The 17357-nt window shown below is 60.1% G+C and carries 18 protein-coding genes; 6 read left to right on the top strand and 12 right to left on the bottom strand.

What is annotated here, in order from left to right; all coding sequences use genetic code 11:
* Nucleotides 1-161 (bottom strand): thiolase family protein (locus tag AC1DUP_RS27565; protein WP_477835870.1); only part of this gene is annotated, 161 nt, incomplete at its 3' end.
* Nucleotides 162-394: 233 nt separating this feature from the next.
* Between AC1DUP_RS27565 and phaR the strand changes: the two genes are divergently transcribed.
* Nucleotides 395-967 (top strand): polyhydroxyalkanoate synthesis repressor PhaR, encoded by a 573-nt coding sequence (phaR, locus tag AC1DUP_RS27560; protein WP_113302037.1) that lies wholly within the window; start codon nucleotides 395-397, stop codon nucleotides 965-967.
* Here phaR and AC1DUP_RS27555 read toward each other — a convergent pair.
* The 5 genes from AC1DUP_RS27555 to mtgA form a co-directional block, all read right to left on the bottom strand.
* Nucleotides 962-1369, bottom strand: coding sequence for a hypothetical protein (locus AC1DUP_RS27555; RefSeq protein WP_113302038.1), 408 nt, complete (start codon nucleotides 1367-1369; stop codon nucleotides 962-964). The genes phaR and AC1DUP_RS27555 overlap by 6 nt on opposite strands.
* Before the next feature lie 143 nt (nucleotides 1370-1512).
* A complete protein-coding gene (gene rpmF / locus AC1DUP_RS27550) occupies nucleotides 1513-1698 on the bottom strand; it encodes a 50S ribosomal protein L32 (RefSeq protein WP_003543812.1) in 186 nt (61 codons plus the stop codon).
* 155 nt (nucleotides 1699-1853) lie between these two features.
* Nucleotides 1854-2501: a glutathione S-transferase family protein gene (locus AC1DUP_RS27545; protein ID WP_477835848.1), complete on the bottom strand. Its 648-nt coding sequence runs from the start codon at nucleotides 2499-2501 to the stop codon at nucleotides 1854-1856.
* A gap of 12 nt (nucleotides 2502-2513) precedes the next feature.
* Nucleotides 2514-3236 (bottom strand): DUF1868 domain-containing protein, encoded by a 723-nt coding sequence (locus AC1DUP_RS27540; RefSeq protein ID WP_113302040.1) that lies wholly within the window; start codon nucleotides 3234-3236, stop codon nucleotides 2514-2516.
* A gap of 98 nt (nucleotides 3237-3334) precedes the next feature.
* Entirely contained in the window at nucleotides 3335-4072 is a 738-nt protein-coding gene (gene mtgA / locus AC1DUP_RS27535) for a monofunctional biosynthetic peptidoglycan transglycosylase (RefSeq protein WP_477835845.1), read from the bottom strand.
* 134 nt (nucleotides 4073-4206) lie between these two features.
* On the opposite strand from mtgA, the gene AC1DUP_RS27530 reads away from it, so the two are divergent.
* Complete coding sequence (locus tag AC1DUP_RS27530; protein ID WP_113312001.1) at nucleotides 4207-5121, top strand: polyprenyl synthetase family protein; 915 nt, start codon at nucleotides 4207-4209, stop codon at nucleotides 5119-5121.
* A gap of 58 nt (nucleotides 5122-5179) precedes the next feature.
* Here AC1DUP_RS27530 and ispG read toward each other — a convergent pair whose 3' ends face one another.
* The 3 genes from ispG to AC1DUP_RS27515 all read right to left on the bottom strand — a co-directional run bounded on the left by ispG (nucleotide 5180) and on the right by AC1DUP_RS27515 (nucleotide 8565).
* Nucleotides 5180-6427 carry a flavodoxin-dependent (E)-4-hydroxy-3-methylbut-2-enyl-diphosphate synthase gene (gene ispG, locus AC1DUP_RS27525; protein ID WP_477835843.1) on the bottom strand — a complete coding sequence of 416 codons (1248 nt, stop codon included), beginning with the start codon at nucleotides 6425-6427 and terminating at the stop codon, nucleotides 5180-5182.
* A gap of 95 nt (nucleotides 6428-6522) precedes the next feature.
* Nucleotides 6523-7716: an MFS transporter gene (locus tag AC1DUP_RS27520; RefSeq protein WP_113302044.1), complete on the bottom strand. Its 1194-nt coding sequence runs from the start codon at nucleotides 7714-7716 to the stop codon at nucleotides 6523-6525.
* Between the two features lie 72 nt (nucleotides 7717-7788).
* The gene (locus tag AC1DUP_RS27515) at nucleotides 7789-8565 is read right to left on the bottom strand and encodes a DeoR/GlpR family DNA-binding transcription regulator (protein ID WP_113311999.1); all 777 of its coding nucleotides are present in this window, start codon (nucleotides 8563-8565) and stop codon (nucleotides 7789-7791) included.
* A 210-nt stretch (nucleotides 8566-8775) separates the two neighbouring features.
* Between AC1DUP_RS27515 and AC1DUP_RS27510 the strand changes: the two genes are divergently transcribed.
* The 4 genes from AC1DUP_RS27510 (at nucleotide 8776) to AC1DUP_RS27495 (ending at nucleotide 12116) form a co-directional block, all read left to right on the top strand.
* Nucleotides 8776-9645 carry a DMT family transporter gene (locus tag AC1DUP_RS27510; protein ID WP_477835840.1) on the top strand — a complete coding sequence of 290 codons (870 nt, stop codon included), beginning with the start codon at nucleotides 8776-8778 and terminating at the stop codon, nucleotides 9643-9645.
* A 154-nt stretch (nucleotides 9646-9799) separates the two neighbouring features.
* Nucleotides 9800-10573 (top strand): amino acid ABC transporter substrate-binding protein, encoded by a 774-nt coding sequence (locus tag AC1DUP_RS27505; protein ID WP_113302046.1) that lies wholly within the window; start codon nucleotides 9800-9802, stop codon nucleotides 10571-10573.
* Nucleotides 10574-10677: 104 nt separating this feature from the next.
* Nucleotides 10678-11358 (top strand): amino acid ABC transporter permease, encoded by a 681-nt coding sequence (locus tag AC1DUP_RS27500; RefSeq protein ID WP_113302047.1) that lies wholly within the window; start codon nucleotides 10678-10680, stop codon nucleotides 11356-11358.
* Nucleotides 11355-12116 (top strand): amino acid ABC transporter ATP-binding protein, encoded by a 762-nt coding sequence (locus AC1DUP_RS27495; protein WP_113311998.1) that lies wholly within the window; start codon nucleotides 11355-11357, stop codon nucleotides 12114-12116. Before AC1DUP_RS27500 ends, AC1DUP_RS27495 begins: the two co-directional genes overlap by 4 nt.
* Before the next feature lie 43 nt (nucleotides 12117-12159).
* On the opposite strand, the gene AC1DUP_RS27490 is transcribed toward AC1DUP_RS27495, so the two are convergent.
* The 3 genes from AC1DUP_RS27490 to AC1DUP_RS27480 form a co-directional block, all read right to left on the bottom strand.
* Complete coding sequence (locus AC1DUP_RS27490; RefSeq protein WP_113302049.1) at nucleotides 12160-12732, bottom strand: NAD(P)H-dependent oxidoreductase; 573 nt, start codon at nucleotides 12730-12732, stop codon at nucleotides 12160-12162.
* A gap of 167 nt (nucleotides 12733-12899) precedes the next feature.
* Nucleotides 12900-16364, bottom strand: coding sequence for a pyruvate carboxylase (gene pyc / locus AC1DUP_RS27485; RefSeq protein ID WP_477835836.1), 3465 nt, complete (start codon nucleotides 16362-16364; stop codon nucleotides 12900-12902).
* A gap of 117 nt (nucleotides 16365-16481) precedes the next feature.
* Nucleotides 16482-17222: a LuxR family transcriptional regulator gene (locus AC1DUP_RS27480; RefSeq protein WP_477835868.1), complete on the bottom strand. Its 741-nt coding sequence runs from the start codon at nucleotides 17220-17222 to the stop codon at nucleotides 16482-16484.
* Between the last annotated feature and the right edge of the window lie 135 nt (nucleotides 17223-17357).

The raw sequence follows: 17357 nt of genomic DNA, 5'->3' as shown, positions 1-17357 counted from the left end.
ATGACCTCGTCCACCTCTTCAGGGGAGACATTTGCCCGCTCCAGCGCGCCCTTGACGGCCGCCGCCCCGAGCTCGTGAGCGGGAACTGTGCCGAAAGCACCGTTGAAGGAACCGACAGCGGTGCGCGCTGCGCTGGCGATGACGACGGATGAGCTGCTCATGGATGGGTTTCCTCGTTTCTCGTCACACATATAAGTGGAAACTGACAAAGCTGCGGGCCCAAGTCAAATGCCAAGACCGTTCCACCATTTGCTGCAGCGCCCTCGAATGGATTTATCCGTTCAGGGAAAGGGCTTGCCGCATCGCACAAAGAGATTGTCACCGCCCTTCTTTTGCGTCTACAGTCTCTGGTGGAGGAGTATCCATACAATCAGACGGAGTTTGGGAGACTGATATGGCGAAGACCGAGGGTCAGATCGTAATTAAGAAATATGCCAATCGCCGCCTCTATAATACAGGCACCAGCACCTATGTGACGCTGGAAGACCTGGCGGAGATGGTAAAGAAGGGGGAGGATTTTACCGTTCAGGACGCCAAAAGCGGTGACGACATCACGCATTCGGTACTGACCCAGATTATTTTCGAGCAGGAATCGAAGACCGGCAACACACTGCTTCCGATCCCCTTCCTGCGTCAGCTGATCACCTACTATGGCGACCAGATGCAGATGGTCGTTCCAAGCTTCCTCGAACATTCCATGCGCGCCTTCACGGAGCAGCAGGTGCAAATCCGCGAGCAGGTGAACCGAGCCTTTGGCGAAACGCCGCTCGGCAAGAACCTGCAGCTTCCCATGCAGATGGTCGAAGATCAGGTCCGCCGCAACACCGAGATGTTCCAGCAGGCCATGCAGATGTTCTCACCCTTCATGACGCCGCCGCCAAAGGAAACCCGCAAGGCGGAGGCCAAGGACATCGATGAGCTGAAGGAACAGCTTCGCGCGCTGCAGAACAAGCTCGACAGCCTATAGGCCGATCGAAACGTCTCGGCCGGCGCTGCGGATCGACACCGCAAAGCCGCCGATCACGTCTATCAGCGCGATGGTCATCAGGATGAAGAAGACCTGGGTCGCCGCATCCTGGACGAGAAGAAACTCGACCAGGAAGGCGATAAAGACCAGCATCGACAGCATGTGATTGATGAGGCTGCCGGAACCGTTCCGGGTCGCTTTCAGGATCTCGAAGAAGAGTACGACGAGCGCCACGACGATGAAGAGATCGCCGAGCGCCATGCTCCAGATTGCGCCCGAAAGCATCGACAGCATGATCACGTCATGCTGGAGCGATGAAATTCCGCCACCACCCATCACGCCCACCATCGCCAGATTGTAAAGAATAAATGGAATAACCATCAGCGGTATTGTGGCAATCATGCAGAAAATTCTCCCCGATCTCTAGGGAATACTGCCTGATATCACCGTCTCACTTCAAGGCATCGAAGATTATAATATCTTGAAAAGAAAAAGGCCGGCATTGAGCCGGCCTTTAAAACTTTATCGGACAAGCCGAACAGAAATTATGCGCTTTCCTTCGGCGTCAAAACCTGACGGCCGCGGTACATGCCGGTCTTCAGATCGATATGATGCGGGCGGCGCAGTTCGCCAGAATTCTTGTCTTCGACATAGGTCGGAGCCTTCAGCGCATCAGCCGAACGGCGCATGCCGCGCTTGGACGGGCTCGTTTTTCTCTTCGGTACAGCCATTTCTTTTACTCCACTTGCGGGCAAAACATTCCCACGGCCAGACTGGCGGCCGAAACGGACATGTCGCGATTTCGGAATTTTGCGCGCTTATACATGCAAGGGGTGGCCTTGACCAGTCCCCACATGTATTTTTTGCGCTACCTCGGATTCTCCACTCAGACTTCGTCTTCCGGCACGATCCACGGCTCGGCGCGGGCCGCTTCCTCCCACTTCCGCCAGGCCGGATGCGCCTTCATCGCACCCATATAGGCCAGTGTATCGTCGTGGCTAACAAGATCATAGATGTCGAAGCGGTTGACGACGGGTGCAAACATCGCGTCTGCCCCACTGAATTCGCCAAAGAGGAACGGCCCCCCGGTTTTTCGGAGAAGATCGCGCCAGATGGTCTCGATGCGGCCGATATCGGCGGAAACCTCGTCAGGCAGCGCGATCTTGCCCTTCGGCCGGCGAATATTCATCGGGCAGGCGCTGCGCAGCGCCCGGAAGCTCGACATCATCTCCATGGAGACCGAACGGGCAAGCGCCCGCTCGGCACGATCCCCAGGCAGCAACCCGGCATCGGGATAAAGCTCGGCTACATATTCGATGATCGCGAAGGATTCCCAGATCTTCAGCGCACCGTGCTGCAGCAAGGGCACATGGCCGCTCGGCGAGACCGCCTTGATGTTGGGATTCCCACCAGGATAGTCGAATGGGATCAGCACCTCTTCGAAATCGATGCCGACGCCCGTCAGCGCCATCCATGATCGGAAGGACCAGGAGGAGTAATTCTTGTTGGCGATGGTGAGCGTCAGCTTGTCCATGGTGCGTTCCTGTCAGGGTTCGAAATCGAAGATCAGCAGTTCGTGGAAGTGGTTCATATCCTCGAACACGCAGAAAGCCGGCGGCATCATCTCGAACACCGGCGCCCTGCGGCGGATATCCTCCGTCACCTCATCTAGCATGACCTGCCAGCGCGGCAGTGCCTCGTCTTCCAGCCGTTCGATCGCGTAGGCGAAGGTCACGTGGAACTTGTAATCCTCATGGTTCGGCTGACGAAAGCCCAGAAGATCGGCCATCGCATCGCGCCAGGCGCGCATCACCTCGCGGTCCTCTTCCGTCGCGCCTTCGACCAGCAGGCCGGACGGGCGGGCCTCGACAATCGCAACCTTGAAGGGCTCGAATATGGAGAAGCCTTCCAGCCGTGCGGCCATAAGCTCGGTCATGTCGTCGATCGGCGTGTCGAGCGAAAGGTCGCCCGGCCAGTAATCCTGCTTGCGGCGCCCCTCGATCACGCCTTCGAAGAGCGTCATGTGGATACTGGTAATCGGCGTGAAGAGGAATTGCGGTGCCTCGGGCATAGCCAGATATTTTTCGCGCGCCTCGATCAGCGCCCGCTGCGTTTTCGACCCCTTAACAGGATGGCAGACGATGGTGTTGCCTTGCTCCGGCAGGAAACCGCCGACCTTGCGGTAGCGGGTGCCCAAATGCGCCGGCGGAACCGAATTGTGAGTCTTGGAATACTGAAGAAGTTCGGGCGAAAGTGTCGTCGTGGTCATGGGCGACTCAAAGGGCTCTGGTTGGGACTGCACTCGCCGATAGGGCAGGACCAAGAATGTCAGATGACGCTTGCCGCTTCCAACGACAAGTTCTGATGTCAATCATAGATGCACTTGATGTAATCACCCGAGCCCTGGGCCCGTCGTTCGATGAGCCCTGCAAGCCTGCGCAGCCCTCGCCCGGGCTTTCCGGCATTGCGATCGATCGGGTTCGGCAGCGAAACTGCAAGCAACGAGGCCTGCCGGCGCGTGAGCTTGGAAGCCGGCACCTTGAAGTGATATTGCGCAGCCGCCTCGATGCCGTAGATGCCCGGGCCCCATTCGGCGATATTGAGATAGATCTCCATCAGCCGCCTTTTCGACCAGACGAAATCGGAGCCGACCGCCAGCGGCAGTTCCATCCCCTTGCGGATGAAGGAGCGGCTGTTCCAGAGGAAGAGGTTCTTTGCCGTCTGCATGGGAATGGTGCTGCCGCCGCGCGTCTCCTGGCCCTTCAGCGTATCTTCGACGAGCATACGCATCTCGCCCCAATCGACACCGCCGTGAAAGCAATATTGCCCGTCTTCCGACATCATCACCGATTGCACGAGAACAGGCGCAACATCGTCAATCGACACCCACCGCCGGTCATAACCGCGCAAAAGCACGAGATCGCGCAGCATCAGCGTCGAAACCGGATGGATGAAGGGCAGCAGATAGAGGAGGATGAGCACATAGGGCAAAAGCAGCACCGCCAGAACGGCAAGAATAATGCGCTTCAGCACCTGGCGGTCTCCAAACCAGCGCCGGCGAACCGGCGCCTCGACGCTCTCCTCTGTCTGCGGCGCTATATCCAATGTCCCAGTCCGATTTCGCCCTCGTCGTTGTCATACCGCCTGAAAACCCGCATTGCCAGAGTGCAGCGGAAATCTTGACGCGGTGATCGACAATTCCGTTGCCAGCAGCCGTTGCGCCGTGTCAAAGAGCGCGCATGGACGCTAAGCGGGAAACATTCGAGACGCGGTTGAAAAGCGGTGCCGCCGAGATCGAGGCACTGCTCGATCTCCTGCTCTCTCCTGCCGTACTATCCGACGAGATCGCCCGTCCCGACCTCCTGCGCAGCGCCATGCACTACGCCGTCCTGAATGGCGGCAAACGCCTGCGCCCCTTCCTTGTCGTGGAAAGCGCAGCACTTCTCGGCGGCAATAGGCAGGCCGCGCTTCGCGTCGGCGCGGCGCTCGAATGCATCCATTGCTATTCCCTCGTTCACGACGATCTGCCGGCGATGGACGACGACGCCCTGCGCCGTGGCAAGCCGACCGTGCATATCAAATTCGATGAAGCGACCGCCATTCTGGCCGGCGACAGCCTGCTGACCTATGCCTTCGACATCATCGCGGCGCCGGAAACGGACCTGCCGGACCGCAGCAGGACGGAACTCGTTGTGGCGCTCGCCCGCGCCGCTGGCCTCGGCGGCATGGCCGGCGGACAGGCACTCGACCTTGCCGCGGAAAAGCAGGCGCCGGACGAAGCCGGCATCATTCGCCTGCAGGCGATGAAAACAGGCGCGCTGATCCGTTTCGCCTGCGAGGCCGGTGCCATTATCGCCGGCGCTTCGGCCGAGGACCGGCAGCGCCTGCGCAGCTTCGGCGAGAAGATCGGCCTCGCCTTCCAGCTTGCCGACGATATTCTCGACCTGACCTCCGATATCAAGACGATGGGCAAGGCGACCGGCAAGGATGCCGCTCGCGGCAAAGGAACGCTGGTGGCTCTTCACGGCATGGAATGGGCGGAGACGCAACTGCGCCAGCACGTCGAAGACGCGGAAACCCTGCTCGCCCCATATGGCGAACGCGCCGCAGTGCTGATCGCCACTGCCCATTTTGTAGCCGAACGTCAGAACTGAGACAGAGAAAAGGCAGCGCTATCCGGCCTGCCGCAGGAGTCATCGAAAAACGGAGTGATTACTCCGCTGCCGTCTTCTGGCCGAAACGCTTTTCGATATAGTCGATGACGAGCGCCTCGAAATCCGAGGCGATATTCGGGCCGCGCAGTGTCAGCGCCTTCTTGCCGTCGATAAAGACAGGAGCCGCCGGCGTCTCACCGGTACCGGGCAGCGAAATGCCGATATCGGCATGCTTGCTCTCACCAGGTCCGTTGACGATGCAGCCCATGACGGCGACGTTGAGCGCTTCCACACCCGGATATTTCTCACGCCAGACCGGCATGTTCTTGCGGAGGTCGTTCTGGATGTTCTGCGCGAGCTCCTGGAACACCGTCGAGGTCGTGCGCCCGCAGCCGGGACAGGCCGCAACAACGGGTATGAACTGGCGGAAACCCATGACCTGCAGCAGTTCCTGCGCCACCTGCACTTCGCGGGTGCGGTCACCATTCGGCTCCGGCGTCAGCGAAATGCGGATCGTATCGCCAATGCCGTTCTGCAGCACATAGCCCATCGCAGCCGAAGAGGCGACGATGCCCTTCGTGCCCATGCCGGCTTCGGTCAGGCCGAGATGCAGCGCATGGTTGGAGCGTTCGGCAAGCATGGAATTGACGGCGATCAGATCCTGAACCTGGCTGACCTTGGCCGACAGGATGATGCGGTTGCGCGGCAGGCCGATCTCTTCGGCAAGCTGCGCAGACAGCAGCGCCGACTGCACGATCGCCTCGTGCGTCACCTGCCGGGCCGAAAGCGGGGATCCCTCGGCCTGGTTCTTGTCCATCAGCTGCGTCAGCAGTTCCTGGTCGAGCGAACCCCAGTTGACGCCGATGCGCACCGGCTTGTCGTAGCGGATCGCCATCTCGATGATTTCGGCGAACTGCTTGTCCTTCTTGTCCTTGAAGCCGACATTACCGGGATTAATGCGATACTTCGCCAAGGCTTCGGCGCAAGCCGGATGATCGGCGAGCAACTTGTGGCCGATATAGTGGAAGTCGCCGATCAGCGGCACGTCCAAACCGAGACGCAGCAGGCGCTCGCGGATTTTCGGCACGGCAGCAGCACTTTCGTCGCGGTCGACGGTGATGCGGACAAGCTCGGAACCTGCGCGATGGAGTGCCGCCACCTGAGCGACCGTGGAATCCACATCCGCCGTGTCGGTGTTGGTCATGGATTGCACGACGACAGGCGCACCGCCGCCGACGATGACACCGCCGACATCGACGGCAACAGAGGCGCGGCGTGGTTTCGGATCGAAATCGAAAGCAGACATGAAGAGCTCTTACACCCGGAAAACAGAGCCTTTCAGGTGGATCAAGCCCGCGAGCTTGTCAACCGCCCCGTATATCACTTTTGATTGGAGGCGGCTCAGTGGCCGCCGCCCGAGACCCCATCGGCATAATGCGCGAGCCTGGAGAATGCGAGAACCACGAGCAGCAGCACCGGCAGCGCCATGAAGACGGCCGCAAAGCCCACATGCTCGGCCACGAAGCCGATCACCGAAGGCGCCACCAGCATGCCGGAATAGCCCATGGTCGTGACGACTGAGATGCCGATGCCGGGCTTCAAGCCGGGGATGTTGCCCGCCGCCGAAAAAGCGATCGGCACCATGTTGGAAATACCGATACCGCAAAGCGCGAAGCCGAGGATGGCGATTTCGGCATCCGGCGCAAGGCTCGTAAGCAGCATGCCGACGATGGCAAACAGCGTGCAGATGCGCAGCGTCTTGACCCCGCCGAGACGATCGCGGACCAGATCGCCGGCAAAGCGCATGGTCGCCATGGCCGCCGAGAAGGCCGCAAAGCCGAGACCGGAGAGGGCGACCGACGCACCCATTTCCTGCCTGAGATAAAGCGCACCCCAGTCGAGGATCGCTCCCTCCGGCACCATGCAGAACAGCGCCATAAGACCGAGCAGCCAAGGCAGCGGCACCATCGGCAACTTCGTCTTCTCCTTCTTGGCATCGGGATGCGGCGGATCGGCAAGCACCATCGGCCAGGCGGCGGCAAGGAGGATAGCGGCAAGCACGGTTGCCAGTTCCGCGTGGCCGAGAATGCCGAGCTTGGAGATCACCAGGCCGCCGAGGCCAGAGCCAAGCAACCCGCCAAGGCTCCAGAAAGCGTGGCAGGACGACATGATCGCGCGGCGCATGGATTTTTCCACCGCCACGGCATTAGCGTTCATTGCCACGTCCATCGCGCCCATGAAACCGCCGAACAGAAAGAGCGAGATCGCCCCTGTGATGACGTTGGGAGCCAGCGTCAGCGCCAGAAGCATTGGCAGCAAACAGACGGCGAGCACCCGCACGACAACACGTGAACCATGCTTGGCGATCTGCGCGCCGGCGATTGGCATCATGACCAGTGAGCCGAAACCGAAGACGAGGATCATCAGTCCGAGTTCGAACTTGGTAAGCCCAAGCCGTTCGGCAAAATCGGGAATCTTCGGCGCCCAGCAGCCGACGACGAAACCATTCATGAGAAAGAGCAGCGAAACCGCCGCCCTGCTCCTGGTGATGAAGCCGCTCCGTACCCCCGGTGCTGCGCTCACATTATTGTCCATTTCCCTGTCTTTCCTCTCATCGGGCTTGCCGCCCAATTCCCGTTACTGGCCCCATTCCTGGCGCCGACAGCCTCAGGCCGTCTTGTCCGCAATAATCGTTCGGCATCCGCGTGCTCGGTATTCCCCAAGCATGACAGCATCCGCGTCGTGCTCCGCGACAAGGCATTCGCAATGGGCGATGGGCAAAACGCTGTGCGGCGCTGCTGTACCGAATTTTTCCGATGTCGCTGCCACCATCACCCGCTTGCTTCTTGACGTGGCGAACCGCTTGAACTCCGCGTCCTCAAAGCCGAACGTTGTCAGCCCCGCCTCGAGATCGACGCCGCAGGCACCCAGAATGCAGAGGTCGGGCGAAAGCTGCTCCATGTCGCGCAGGGCCTTGGCACCGAGCGAGCCGCCGGTCTGGCGGTCGACCAAACCGCCGATCAGGATGAGGTTGACTTCAGGTTTTTCGATCAGCGCCGCAGCGATCGCCGGCGCATTCGTTGCTGCCGTCAGTGGAAAGTCAGCCGGCAATGCCTTGGCAATTGCCAGATTGGTACTGCCGGCATCGAAGAAAACCATCGTGCCCGGGGCAATTTCGCCTGCAGCGGCGCGCGCCAGCGCCTGCTTCCGGTCGGCAGCAAAGCTCATGCGCTGGGTCAGGCTTCCGCGTGCCGGCGAAACCGGCAATGCCCCGCCATAGACCCGCTCGCAGAGCCCTGCTGCAGCCATCTCGCGCAGGTCACGCCGCACCGTATCTTCAGACACTCCAAATTCGAGTGCGAGTTCCGTTGCCAACACACGACCATGCGTCTTGAGCCGCTCGGAAATCACACTCTGACGTTCTCGCAACAGGAAATCCTGCATGTTCCTACCGGATTAATCTATCAAAATCTGCAATCATGCATAAACGCTGATAATCGTGCAGGCAATATGCACGGTCACACGTTTTCTGACGTCATGAAACAAAGCTCCAGCAGCAAGGCGAAATCTGGCCTATTGACCGGTTCGGAGGGCGCGAATATCGATCAGACATTCCTGATTCCTGCCAGCATCTCCCGCCTCTGGTGCACTCCCGTGAAAAACTCCGTCAGCTTGGGCATCGTGCTCACGACATCAGCCTATATGGCGTTCACCTTCCATGACGCGATCGTCAAGGTTTTGACATCAACGATCCCCGTTTGGCAGATCCTGTTTTTCCGCAGTTTCACTATCCTCGTCGGCTGCCTCGCCTATGGCCGCGGCAATCTCGTCCATCAGGCTGTCACCTCGCCGATCATCAAGCCGATGATCGCCCGAAGCATCCTTCTGCTCTGCGCCTGGCTCTCCTACTATACCGCCGCAAGCCGCCTGCCACTCGCCGAGGTTACAACACTCTATTACGCAGCCCCCGTCGTCGGCACCGTGTTGGCCTGGTTCATTCTCAAGGAAGAGGTCACGCCCGCCCGCTGGCTTGCCGTCGGCGTCGGCTTCGTTGGCGTGCTCATCGCCTGCAATCCGGTCGGGCTCGCGATCTCCTGGCCGGTCTATCTGGCGCTGCAGGCAGCCGTGCTCTGGGCTTCGGCCATGGTTCTGCTGCGCAGAACCTCGCTGCATGAGAAGACCATCATTCAGCTTGCCGTTTCGAACGTCTTCTTCCTCATCATGACCGGTATCGCCGCCATCTATACCTGGCAGACCCCGACCCTCACGCAACTTGGCCTGCTTATCGGTACCGGCGTCGTCGCCGGCTGCGCGCAATTCGCCCTCTTCGAAGGTATGCGCCAGGCCCCCGTCTCGGTGCTCGCACCGTTCGAATATACGTCGCTGGTATGGGCCTTCATCCTCGGCTACGTGATCTGGGCCGATATACCCACGCACAATGTCGTGGTCGGCGCGGTCATGATCCTCGGCGCCGGCTTCATCATCATCGTCAGCGAAAAATTGCGCCACCGCGCCACGGCCTGATACCGGTTTCTGCCGATTTATGGACTAGAAGGGCGGCTTGAGAAAAATATTCGCAGTTGCCGCTTTTATTTGCAGTTTTCTACGCTTCCGTAACGGTAATTTTCTGCGATGTATCGGCCATCCGAACACGATCTTCCCAAGGATGGATAAAACAATGAACTGGTTGAAAACCGTCGCCGCCGCCGCGCTCATTCAGGCCGCAGCCCTGCTGCCTGCTCATGCCGGCGAAAACCTCAGCGCCATCAAGTCTGCCGGCGTCTTCAAGATCGGCACGGAAGGCACCTACGCCCCGTTCACCTATCATGACGAAAGCGGCAAGCTCGTCGGCTTCGACGTCGAGATCGGCGAAGCAGTCGCAGCCAAGCTCGGCGTGAAGGCCGAGTTCGTCGAAGGCAAGTGGGACGGCCTTATCGCCGGCCTCGACGCCAAACGCTACGACACCGTCATCAACCAGGTCGGCATCACCGACGCCCGCAAGCAGAAGTACGACTTCTCCGAGCCCTATATCGCTTCGAAGGCCGTTCTGATCGTTCGTGACGGCGACGACAGCATCAAGTCCTTCGCCGATCTCAAGGGCAAGAAGTCCGCTCAGTCGCTGACCAGCAACTTCGGCAAGATCGCCACGGAAGCGGGCGCCGAACTGGTTGGGACCGACGGCTTCGACCAGTCGATCCAGCTCGTCCTGACCAAGCGTGCCGATGCCACGATCAACGACAGCCTGTCCTTCCTCGACTTCAAGAAGCACAAGCCGGACGCTCCGGTAAAGATCGTCGCCCAGCAGGAAAATGCCGATTACTCCGGCATCATCATCCGCAAGGGCGAGCCGGAACTGCTCGAAGGGATCAACAAGGCGCTCGCCGACATCAAGGCTGACGGCACCTACAAGAAGATCGCCGACAAATACTTCGGCCAGGACGTTTCGAAGTAAGTCCCGATACCGGCGGTTTCGCGCCGCCGCCATATCCTTTATAGCTGCATGAAAAAGCGTTCGGCGGACCCTCGCCGGACGCGTCTTTTCTTGAGGAGACGCCCTTGCCGCACTGGCTCCAACTGATGGCGGAATCGCTCCCCTCGCTCCTCTGGGCGGGGCTGATCTTCACCATCCCCCTCACGCTGCTTTCCTTCGCCTTCGGCCTGATTCTGGGGCTGATCACGGCGATTGGGCGTCTGTTCGGGCCGGGACCTGTTGCGGCCATCGCCCGCTTCTATGTCTGGGTCATCCGCGGCACGCCGCTGCTCGTCCAGCTTTTCGTGATCTTCTATGGCCTGCCGAGCATCGGCATCCTGCTCGATGCCTTTCCGGCGGCCCTGATCGGCTTCACGCTGAATATCGGCGCCTACAGCTCCGAGATCATCCGCGCCGTCATCTCCTCCGTGCCCAAGGGCCAGTGGGAAGCGGCCTATTCGATCGGCATGAACTGGCGCCAGGCCATGAGCCGCACCATCCTGCCGCAGGCCGCCCGCGTTGCAGTGCCGCCGCTGTCGAACACTTTCATTTCGCTGGTCAAGGATACCTCGCTTGCAGCTGCCATCACAGTGCCTGAGCTTTTTCAGGCCGCCCAGCGCATCGTCGCGACCACCTACGAGCCGCTGATCCTCTATATCGAAGCGGCGCTGATCTATCTCGCCTTGAGTTCCGTGCTTTCGACGCTGCAGCAGAGGTTGGAACGCCGTTTCGCGCGCTACGGCGGCATGCTGGAGGCAAATGCATGATCGAGCTTTCCAAGATCGAAAAGCGCTTCGGCGACGCAATCATCCTGAAGGACATCAGCATCCGCATTCCAGAAGGCAGCGTCACGGCTCTCGTCGGCCCGTCCGGCGGCGGCAAGAGCACGCTGCTTCGCTGCATCAACCTCCTGGAAATCCCGAGCGCGGGCACCATCCGCCTCGGCGAGGAAACGCTCTCTTTCTCCCCCGGCAAGCGTGTCGGCTGGCAGGCAATCCAGAAGATCCGCCGGCAGACCGGCATGGTCTTCCAGAACTTTCAGCTTTTCCCGCATCAGACGGCGATCGAAAATGTCATGGAAGGTCTGGTCACGGTCCTGAAATGGCCGAAGGCGAAGGCCCGCGAACACGCCATGGAGCTGCTGACGAAGGTCGGCATGGCGCACAAGACCGATGCCTGGCCCTCGACTCTTTCGGGCGGTCAGCAGCAGCGTGTGGCGATCGCCCGCGCCCTGGCGCCTTCGCCGCGCGTCCTGCTCTGCGACGAACCGACCTCGGCGCTCGATCCCGAACTTTCAGCGGAAGTGGTCGACGTGCTGGGCCAGCTTGCCCGCGAAGGCACGACCATGGTCATGGCGACCCATGATCTCCGCCTCGCCTCGAAGATCGCCAATGACGTGGTCTTTCTGGAGGCCGGCAGCGTGGTGGAAACGGGCAGTGCCAGGGCGATCTTCAATACGCCGGAGAAGGAACGCACCAAGCGCTTCATCTCCACCATCAACGCCGCCCACACCTACGATATCTGAGGCAATGCCGGGATGAGAGATCCCGGCATTGCTGAAACTGCGATCAGGCGGCTGTGACGACGGCACGTGCTGCCTTCAGCGCATTGCCCCACCAGGTCAGCTGATCGAGCAGGTTCTTGGCGGCTTCATTCAGATGGGCATAATCGCCGAGGCTTTTGCCTTCCTTCAGGACGGCAAGATATTCGCTGAACGCGATGTGAACCCCCGTCCTGACAGAAGCTGCACTCATTTCGACGAAGACCAGACGAAGTTGCTCGACGGCGCGTGCGCCGCCGACGCCACCGTAACCGACGAAGCCGACCGGCTTCTGGATGAAATCGCCGAGATCGATCGCGTTCTTCAGAACAGCCGTCGGAGCATGGTTATATTCGGCGACCGTGAATATGAAGCCGTCGAATTCGCGCAGCTTCTTCTTCCAGCGCTCGGCGGTTTCGCTTTCCGCCGTGGTGGCGCGCGCTTCGCCGAAGAAATGCATCGGGTAGTCGAGAAGATCGAGAACTTCGACCTCGAGATCGGAACGCTGGCCGACGAGCTCGGCGATCCACTTGGCCGGATGTTCGGCGAAACGGCCAATGCGCGTGCTGCCGACGACGACGGCAATCTTCAATTTGCTCATGAGATGATCCCTGATTGGTCTTGGGGGCGGTGATGGGAGCTGAAGTCTATGAGAAAGCCTTCTCACCCGGCAAGGTGAGAAGGCTGCTAACTCATAGAAAAATCAGCTCTTTAACGACACGATCGCACACAATCGGGTGATGTCGGAAACGATCGTCCGTCCATTTCTTATCCGGCATAGACGACAAGCAGATCCTTGGCGTCGATCTGGTCGCCGGCCTTGACCAAGACTTCCGAGATCGTGCCGTCCTTTTCCGCATGCAGCGCCGTTTCCATCTTCATCGCCTCAATGGAAACAAGCACGTCGCCGGCGTTGACCGTCTGTCCGGCTGTGACGAAGACGCGCGAGATGACGCCTGGCATCGGCGCACCGACATGAACCGCACTGCCGGCTTCCGCCTTGCGCCTGATAGCGGCGCCCGACGCACCATGCGCCCGGTCCGACACCTTGATGCGGCGCGGTTGGCCGTTGAGCTCGAAGAAGACGGTGACCATGCCCTGGCTGTCTGTCTGGCTCATCGCCTGATTGACGATGACGAGCGTCTTGCCTTTTTCGATATCGGCAAAGAGTTCGTCGCCATCCCGGAGGCCATAGAAATAGGAGGGCGTCGGCAACACCGAGACCGGGCCGTAGGTATCCGAAGCCAATGCGAAATCAGTGAAGACCTTCGGATACATGAGGTAAGAGGCGAATTCGAAGTCGCTCACCTCACGCTCCAACTTGGTCTCGATCGTCTTGCGCTCCGCCTCGAGATCGGCGTCGTCAAGCAGCGAGCCTGGGCGCACCGTATAAGGCTGATCCCCCTTCAGCGCCTTCTTCTGCAGCGCTTCCGGCCATCCTGACGGCGGCTGGCCGAGATCGCCCTTCAGCATCGAGACCACCGATTCAGGGAAGGAGACCTCTCTGTCCGGGCTGACGACGTCGGCCACCGTCAGATCCTGGGAGACCATCATCAATGCCATATCGCCAACGACCTTGGACGACGGCGTCACCTTGACGATATCGCCGAACATCTGGTTGGCGTCCGCATAGGCCTGCGCCACTTGGTGCCAGCGGGTTTCGAGACCGAGCGAACGGGCCTGTTCCTTGAGGTTGGTGAACTGGCCGCCCGGCATTTCATGCAGGTAGACCTCCGAAGCCGGCCCCTTCAGATCGCTCTCGAAGGCCGCGTACTGATTGCGAACCGCTTCCCAATAGAAGGAGATGCGGCGGATCCATTCGGGATCGAGGCCCGGATCGCGCTCGGAGCCGCGCAGCGCCTCGACGATGGAGCCGAGGCAGGGCTGCGACGTATTGCCTGACAGCGCATCCATCGCCGCATCGACGGCATCGACGCCGGCATCCACGGCAGCAAGAACCGTAGCGGCGGCAATGCCCGACGTATCGTGCGTGTGGAAATGGATCGGCAGGCTGGTCGCTTCGCGCAGCGCCTTGAACAGCACCTTTGCGGCAGCCGGCTTCAGCAGGCCCGCCATGTCCTTGAGCGCGATGATATGCGCACCGGCCTTTTCGAGCTCGACGGCGAGGTCCGTATAATATTTCAGGTCATACTTCGGCCGGGCGGAATTGAGGATATCGCCCGTGTAGCAGATCGCCGCCTCGCAGAGCTTGTTCTCCTCGGCAACGGCATCCATCGACACGCGCATGTTCTCCACCCAGTTCAGGCAGTCGAAGACGCGGAAGAGATCGATACCGCCCTTGGCCGCCTGGCGGACGAAATATTTGACGACATTGTCAGGGTAGTTCTTGTAGCCGACACCGTTTGCGCCACGCAGCAGCATCTGCAGTAGAAGGTTGGGAGCCGCCTCGCGGATCAGCCCCAGACGCTCCCACGGATCCTCGGTCAGGAAGCGCATGGAGACGTCGAAGGTCGCGCCACCCCAGCATTCCAGCGAGAGGAGATTCGGCAGCGCATGCGCATAGGTGCCGGCGATCCTGGCAATATCATAGGTGCGCATGCGGGTGGCGAGCAACGACTGGTGGCCGTCGCGCATCGTCGTATCGGTCAGCAGCACCTGCTTCTGCTCGCGCATCCACTCGCCGAATTTCTTCGGACCGAGCTGGTCGAGGAGTTGCTTCGTACCATCGGGGATCTTGCCGCCATCGATATAGGGCACGACCGGCTTGGCGGAATCCTCCGATGGCCGCGGGCGATCCTTCGCCTCGGGATGGCCGTTGACGGTGACATCGGCGAGATAGGTTAAAAGCTTGGTGGCGCGGTCCTGGCGCTTGACCTGCTGGAAGAGTTCCGGGGTCGTGTCGATGAAGCGCGTCGTATAGGTGTTATCCCTGAACTTCGGATGCGTGATGATCGCTTCGAGGAAGGTCAGGTTGGTGGCGACGCCGCGGATTCGGAATTCGCGCAGCGCGCGGTCCATGCGCGAAATGGCTTCCAGCGGGTTCGGCGCCCAGGCCGTCACCTTCACCAGCAACGGGTCGTAGTAGCGGGTGATGATTGCGCCGGTATAGGATGTGCCGCCGTCGAGGCGGATACCGAAGCCCGATGCCGAACGATAGGCGGTGATGCGGCCGTAATCCGGAATGAAATTGTGCTCGGGATCTTCCGTCGTAATACGGCACTGCAGCGCATGGCCATTGAGGCGGATGTCGGCCTGCTTCGGCACACCGGATTCCTCCGTGCCGATGGCAAAGCCATCGAGGATATGGATCTGTGCCTTGACGATATCGATGCCGGTCACGACTTCGGTGACCGTGTGCTCGACCTGGATGCGCGGATTGACTTCGATGAAGTAGAATTTGCCGGTGTCGGCATCCATCAGGTATTCGACGGTGCCGGCGCCGACATAGTTCGTCGCCTCGGCGATCTTCAGCGAATAGGCAGCGAGTTCCTGCCGCTGCGCTTCGGACAGATAAGGAGCCGGAGCACGCTCGACGACCTTCTGGTTACGGCGCTGGATGGAGCAGTCACGCTCGAAGAGATGCACGACATTGCCGTGCGTATCGCCGAGGATCTGGCTTTCGACGTGGCGGGCGCGTTCCACAAGCTTTTCGAGATAGACCTCGTCCTTGCCGAAGGCGGCCATTGCCTCGCGCTTGGCCTCAGTCACCTCGCGGGCGAGATCGGCTTCGGCGCGGATGGCACGCATGCCACGTCCGCCGCCGCCCCAGGAGGCTTTCAGCATCACGGGATAGCCGATCGCAGCGGCCATCTTCGCGACTTCTTTGATGTCGTCGGGCAGTGGTTCCGTGGCCGGAACGACTGGAACGCCGACGGAAATGGCAAGGTTGCGCGCCGCCACCTTGTTGCCGAGCTGACGCATCGTATCGGCCCTCGGGCCGATGAAGGTGATGCCCGCAGCATCGCAGGCATCGACGAATTCCGGGCTCTCCGAAAGCAGGCCGTATCCCGGATGGATGGCGTCGGCGCCTGAAAGCTTGGCGACACGGATCACCTCGTCGATCGAAAGATAGCTTTCGATCGGCCCAAGGTCGCGGGCGAGATGCGGACCGCGGCCAACTTGATAGCTCTCGTCGGCCTTGAAGCGATGTAGCGCCAGCTTGTCTTCTTCAGCCCATATCGCGACCGTTTTTATCCCGAGCTCGTTAGCCGCGCGGAATACGCGGATGGCGATTTCGGAACGGTTGGCGACAAGGATCTTCGATATGGGCAATGTACTCTCCTCAAAGCACGGAAACGGGCCATGCTGCACCCGCGAAAAGAATTCTTAACGCGCTGTTACAGAAAGTTCAATTTCCCTTGCCGTGACGAAATAGAATTTCTCTGGATCTCAGGTGATCAACCCATATCGGAAGGCCAGAGCCACCGCCTGCTGCCGGTTCTTAGCCTTCAGCTTGTCCTGCAGGCCGTTCATATACCAGTCGACCGTATGGTTGGAGATCTTCAGATGCTTGCTGATCTCCATCGAGGTCATGCCTTCGGCGAGATAGTGGAGAATTTCCATTTCGCGCCGGGTCAGCTGCGTGTCGCTGAACGGCACCGTTTCCAGCGCCGCAGCCTCGCCCTGCATATCAAGCAGCCGCCAGAAAGCCTTGCGGGCGATCGCCTCGAAAAGCGCGATCTCTGCCGGCAAAAGCTCAATTGGCTTGCCGCCGATGCTGAGGCTGCCGAGGATACCGTTTCGCCCATAGATCGGGAAGATATAGCCGTCCTCCAGTCCATGGCCATAGGCATCGACCATCATCTGCTCCATGCGGCGCTGATGCGGATCATCCCGGAAAGCCGCCATGCCGTCGCGCCAGCGGAAAGGCCGCTGCGCATGGGCAAGATACCGCACGGTCGGATCGACGAGCACGTATTTTTTTACCGCGTAAACGTGTGGCCAGCTGTCCGGCCACCGGCTGGCCATGGTCACACCCCACGGGTTGTCTCCCTGTTTGGGATGGCGAAGCAGGCCATAGAAATCGAATCCGCTCGAGCGGATCACCTGCTCAAGTTCGTCGACCACGCGTTGGCTGTCGGAAGTTTCCTCGAGAATAATAAGCAATTGAATTAAAGAATTAATTTGCACAAAAATGCCCCTTGCCCGGACCAACGAGACCGCCGGAGCAGGCCCGTTAACCCGCCGTTGAACGGTCTTTCCTAAAAATTGCAGTCCGCAAATTGGATGGTGCGCTAGACCCTCCAGCGAATGCAAGCGCAAATT

It is taken from the genome of Rhizobium sp. 01L419 (assembly GCF_056400025.1).
This window is presented reverse-complemented; position numbering and strand designations above follow the sequence as displayed.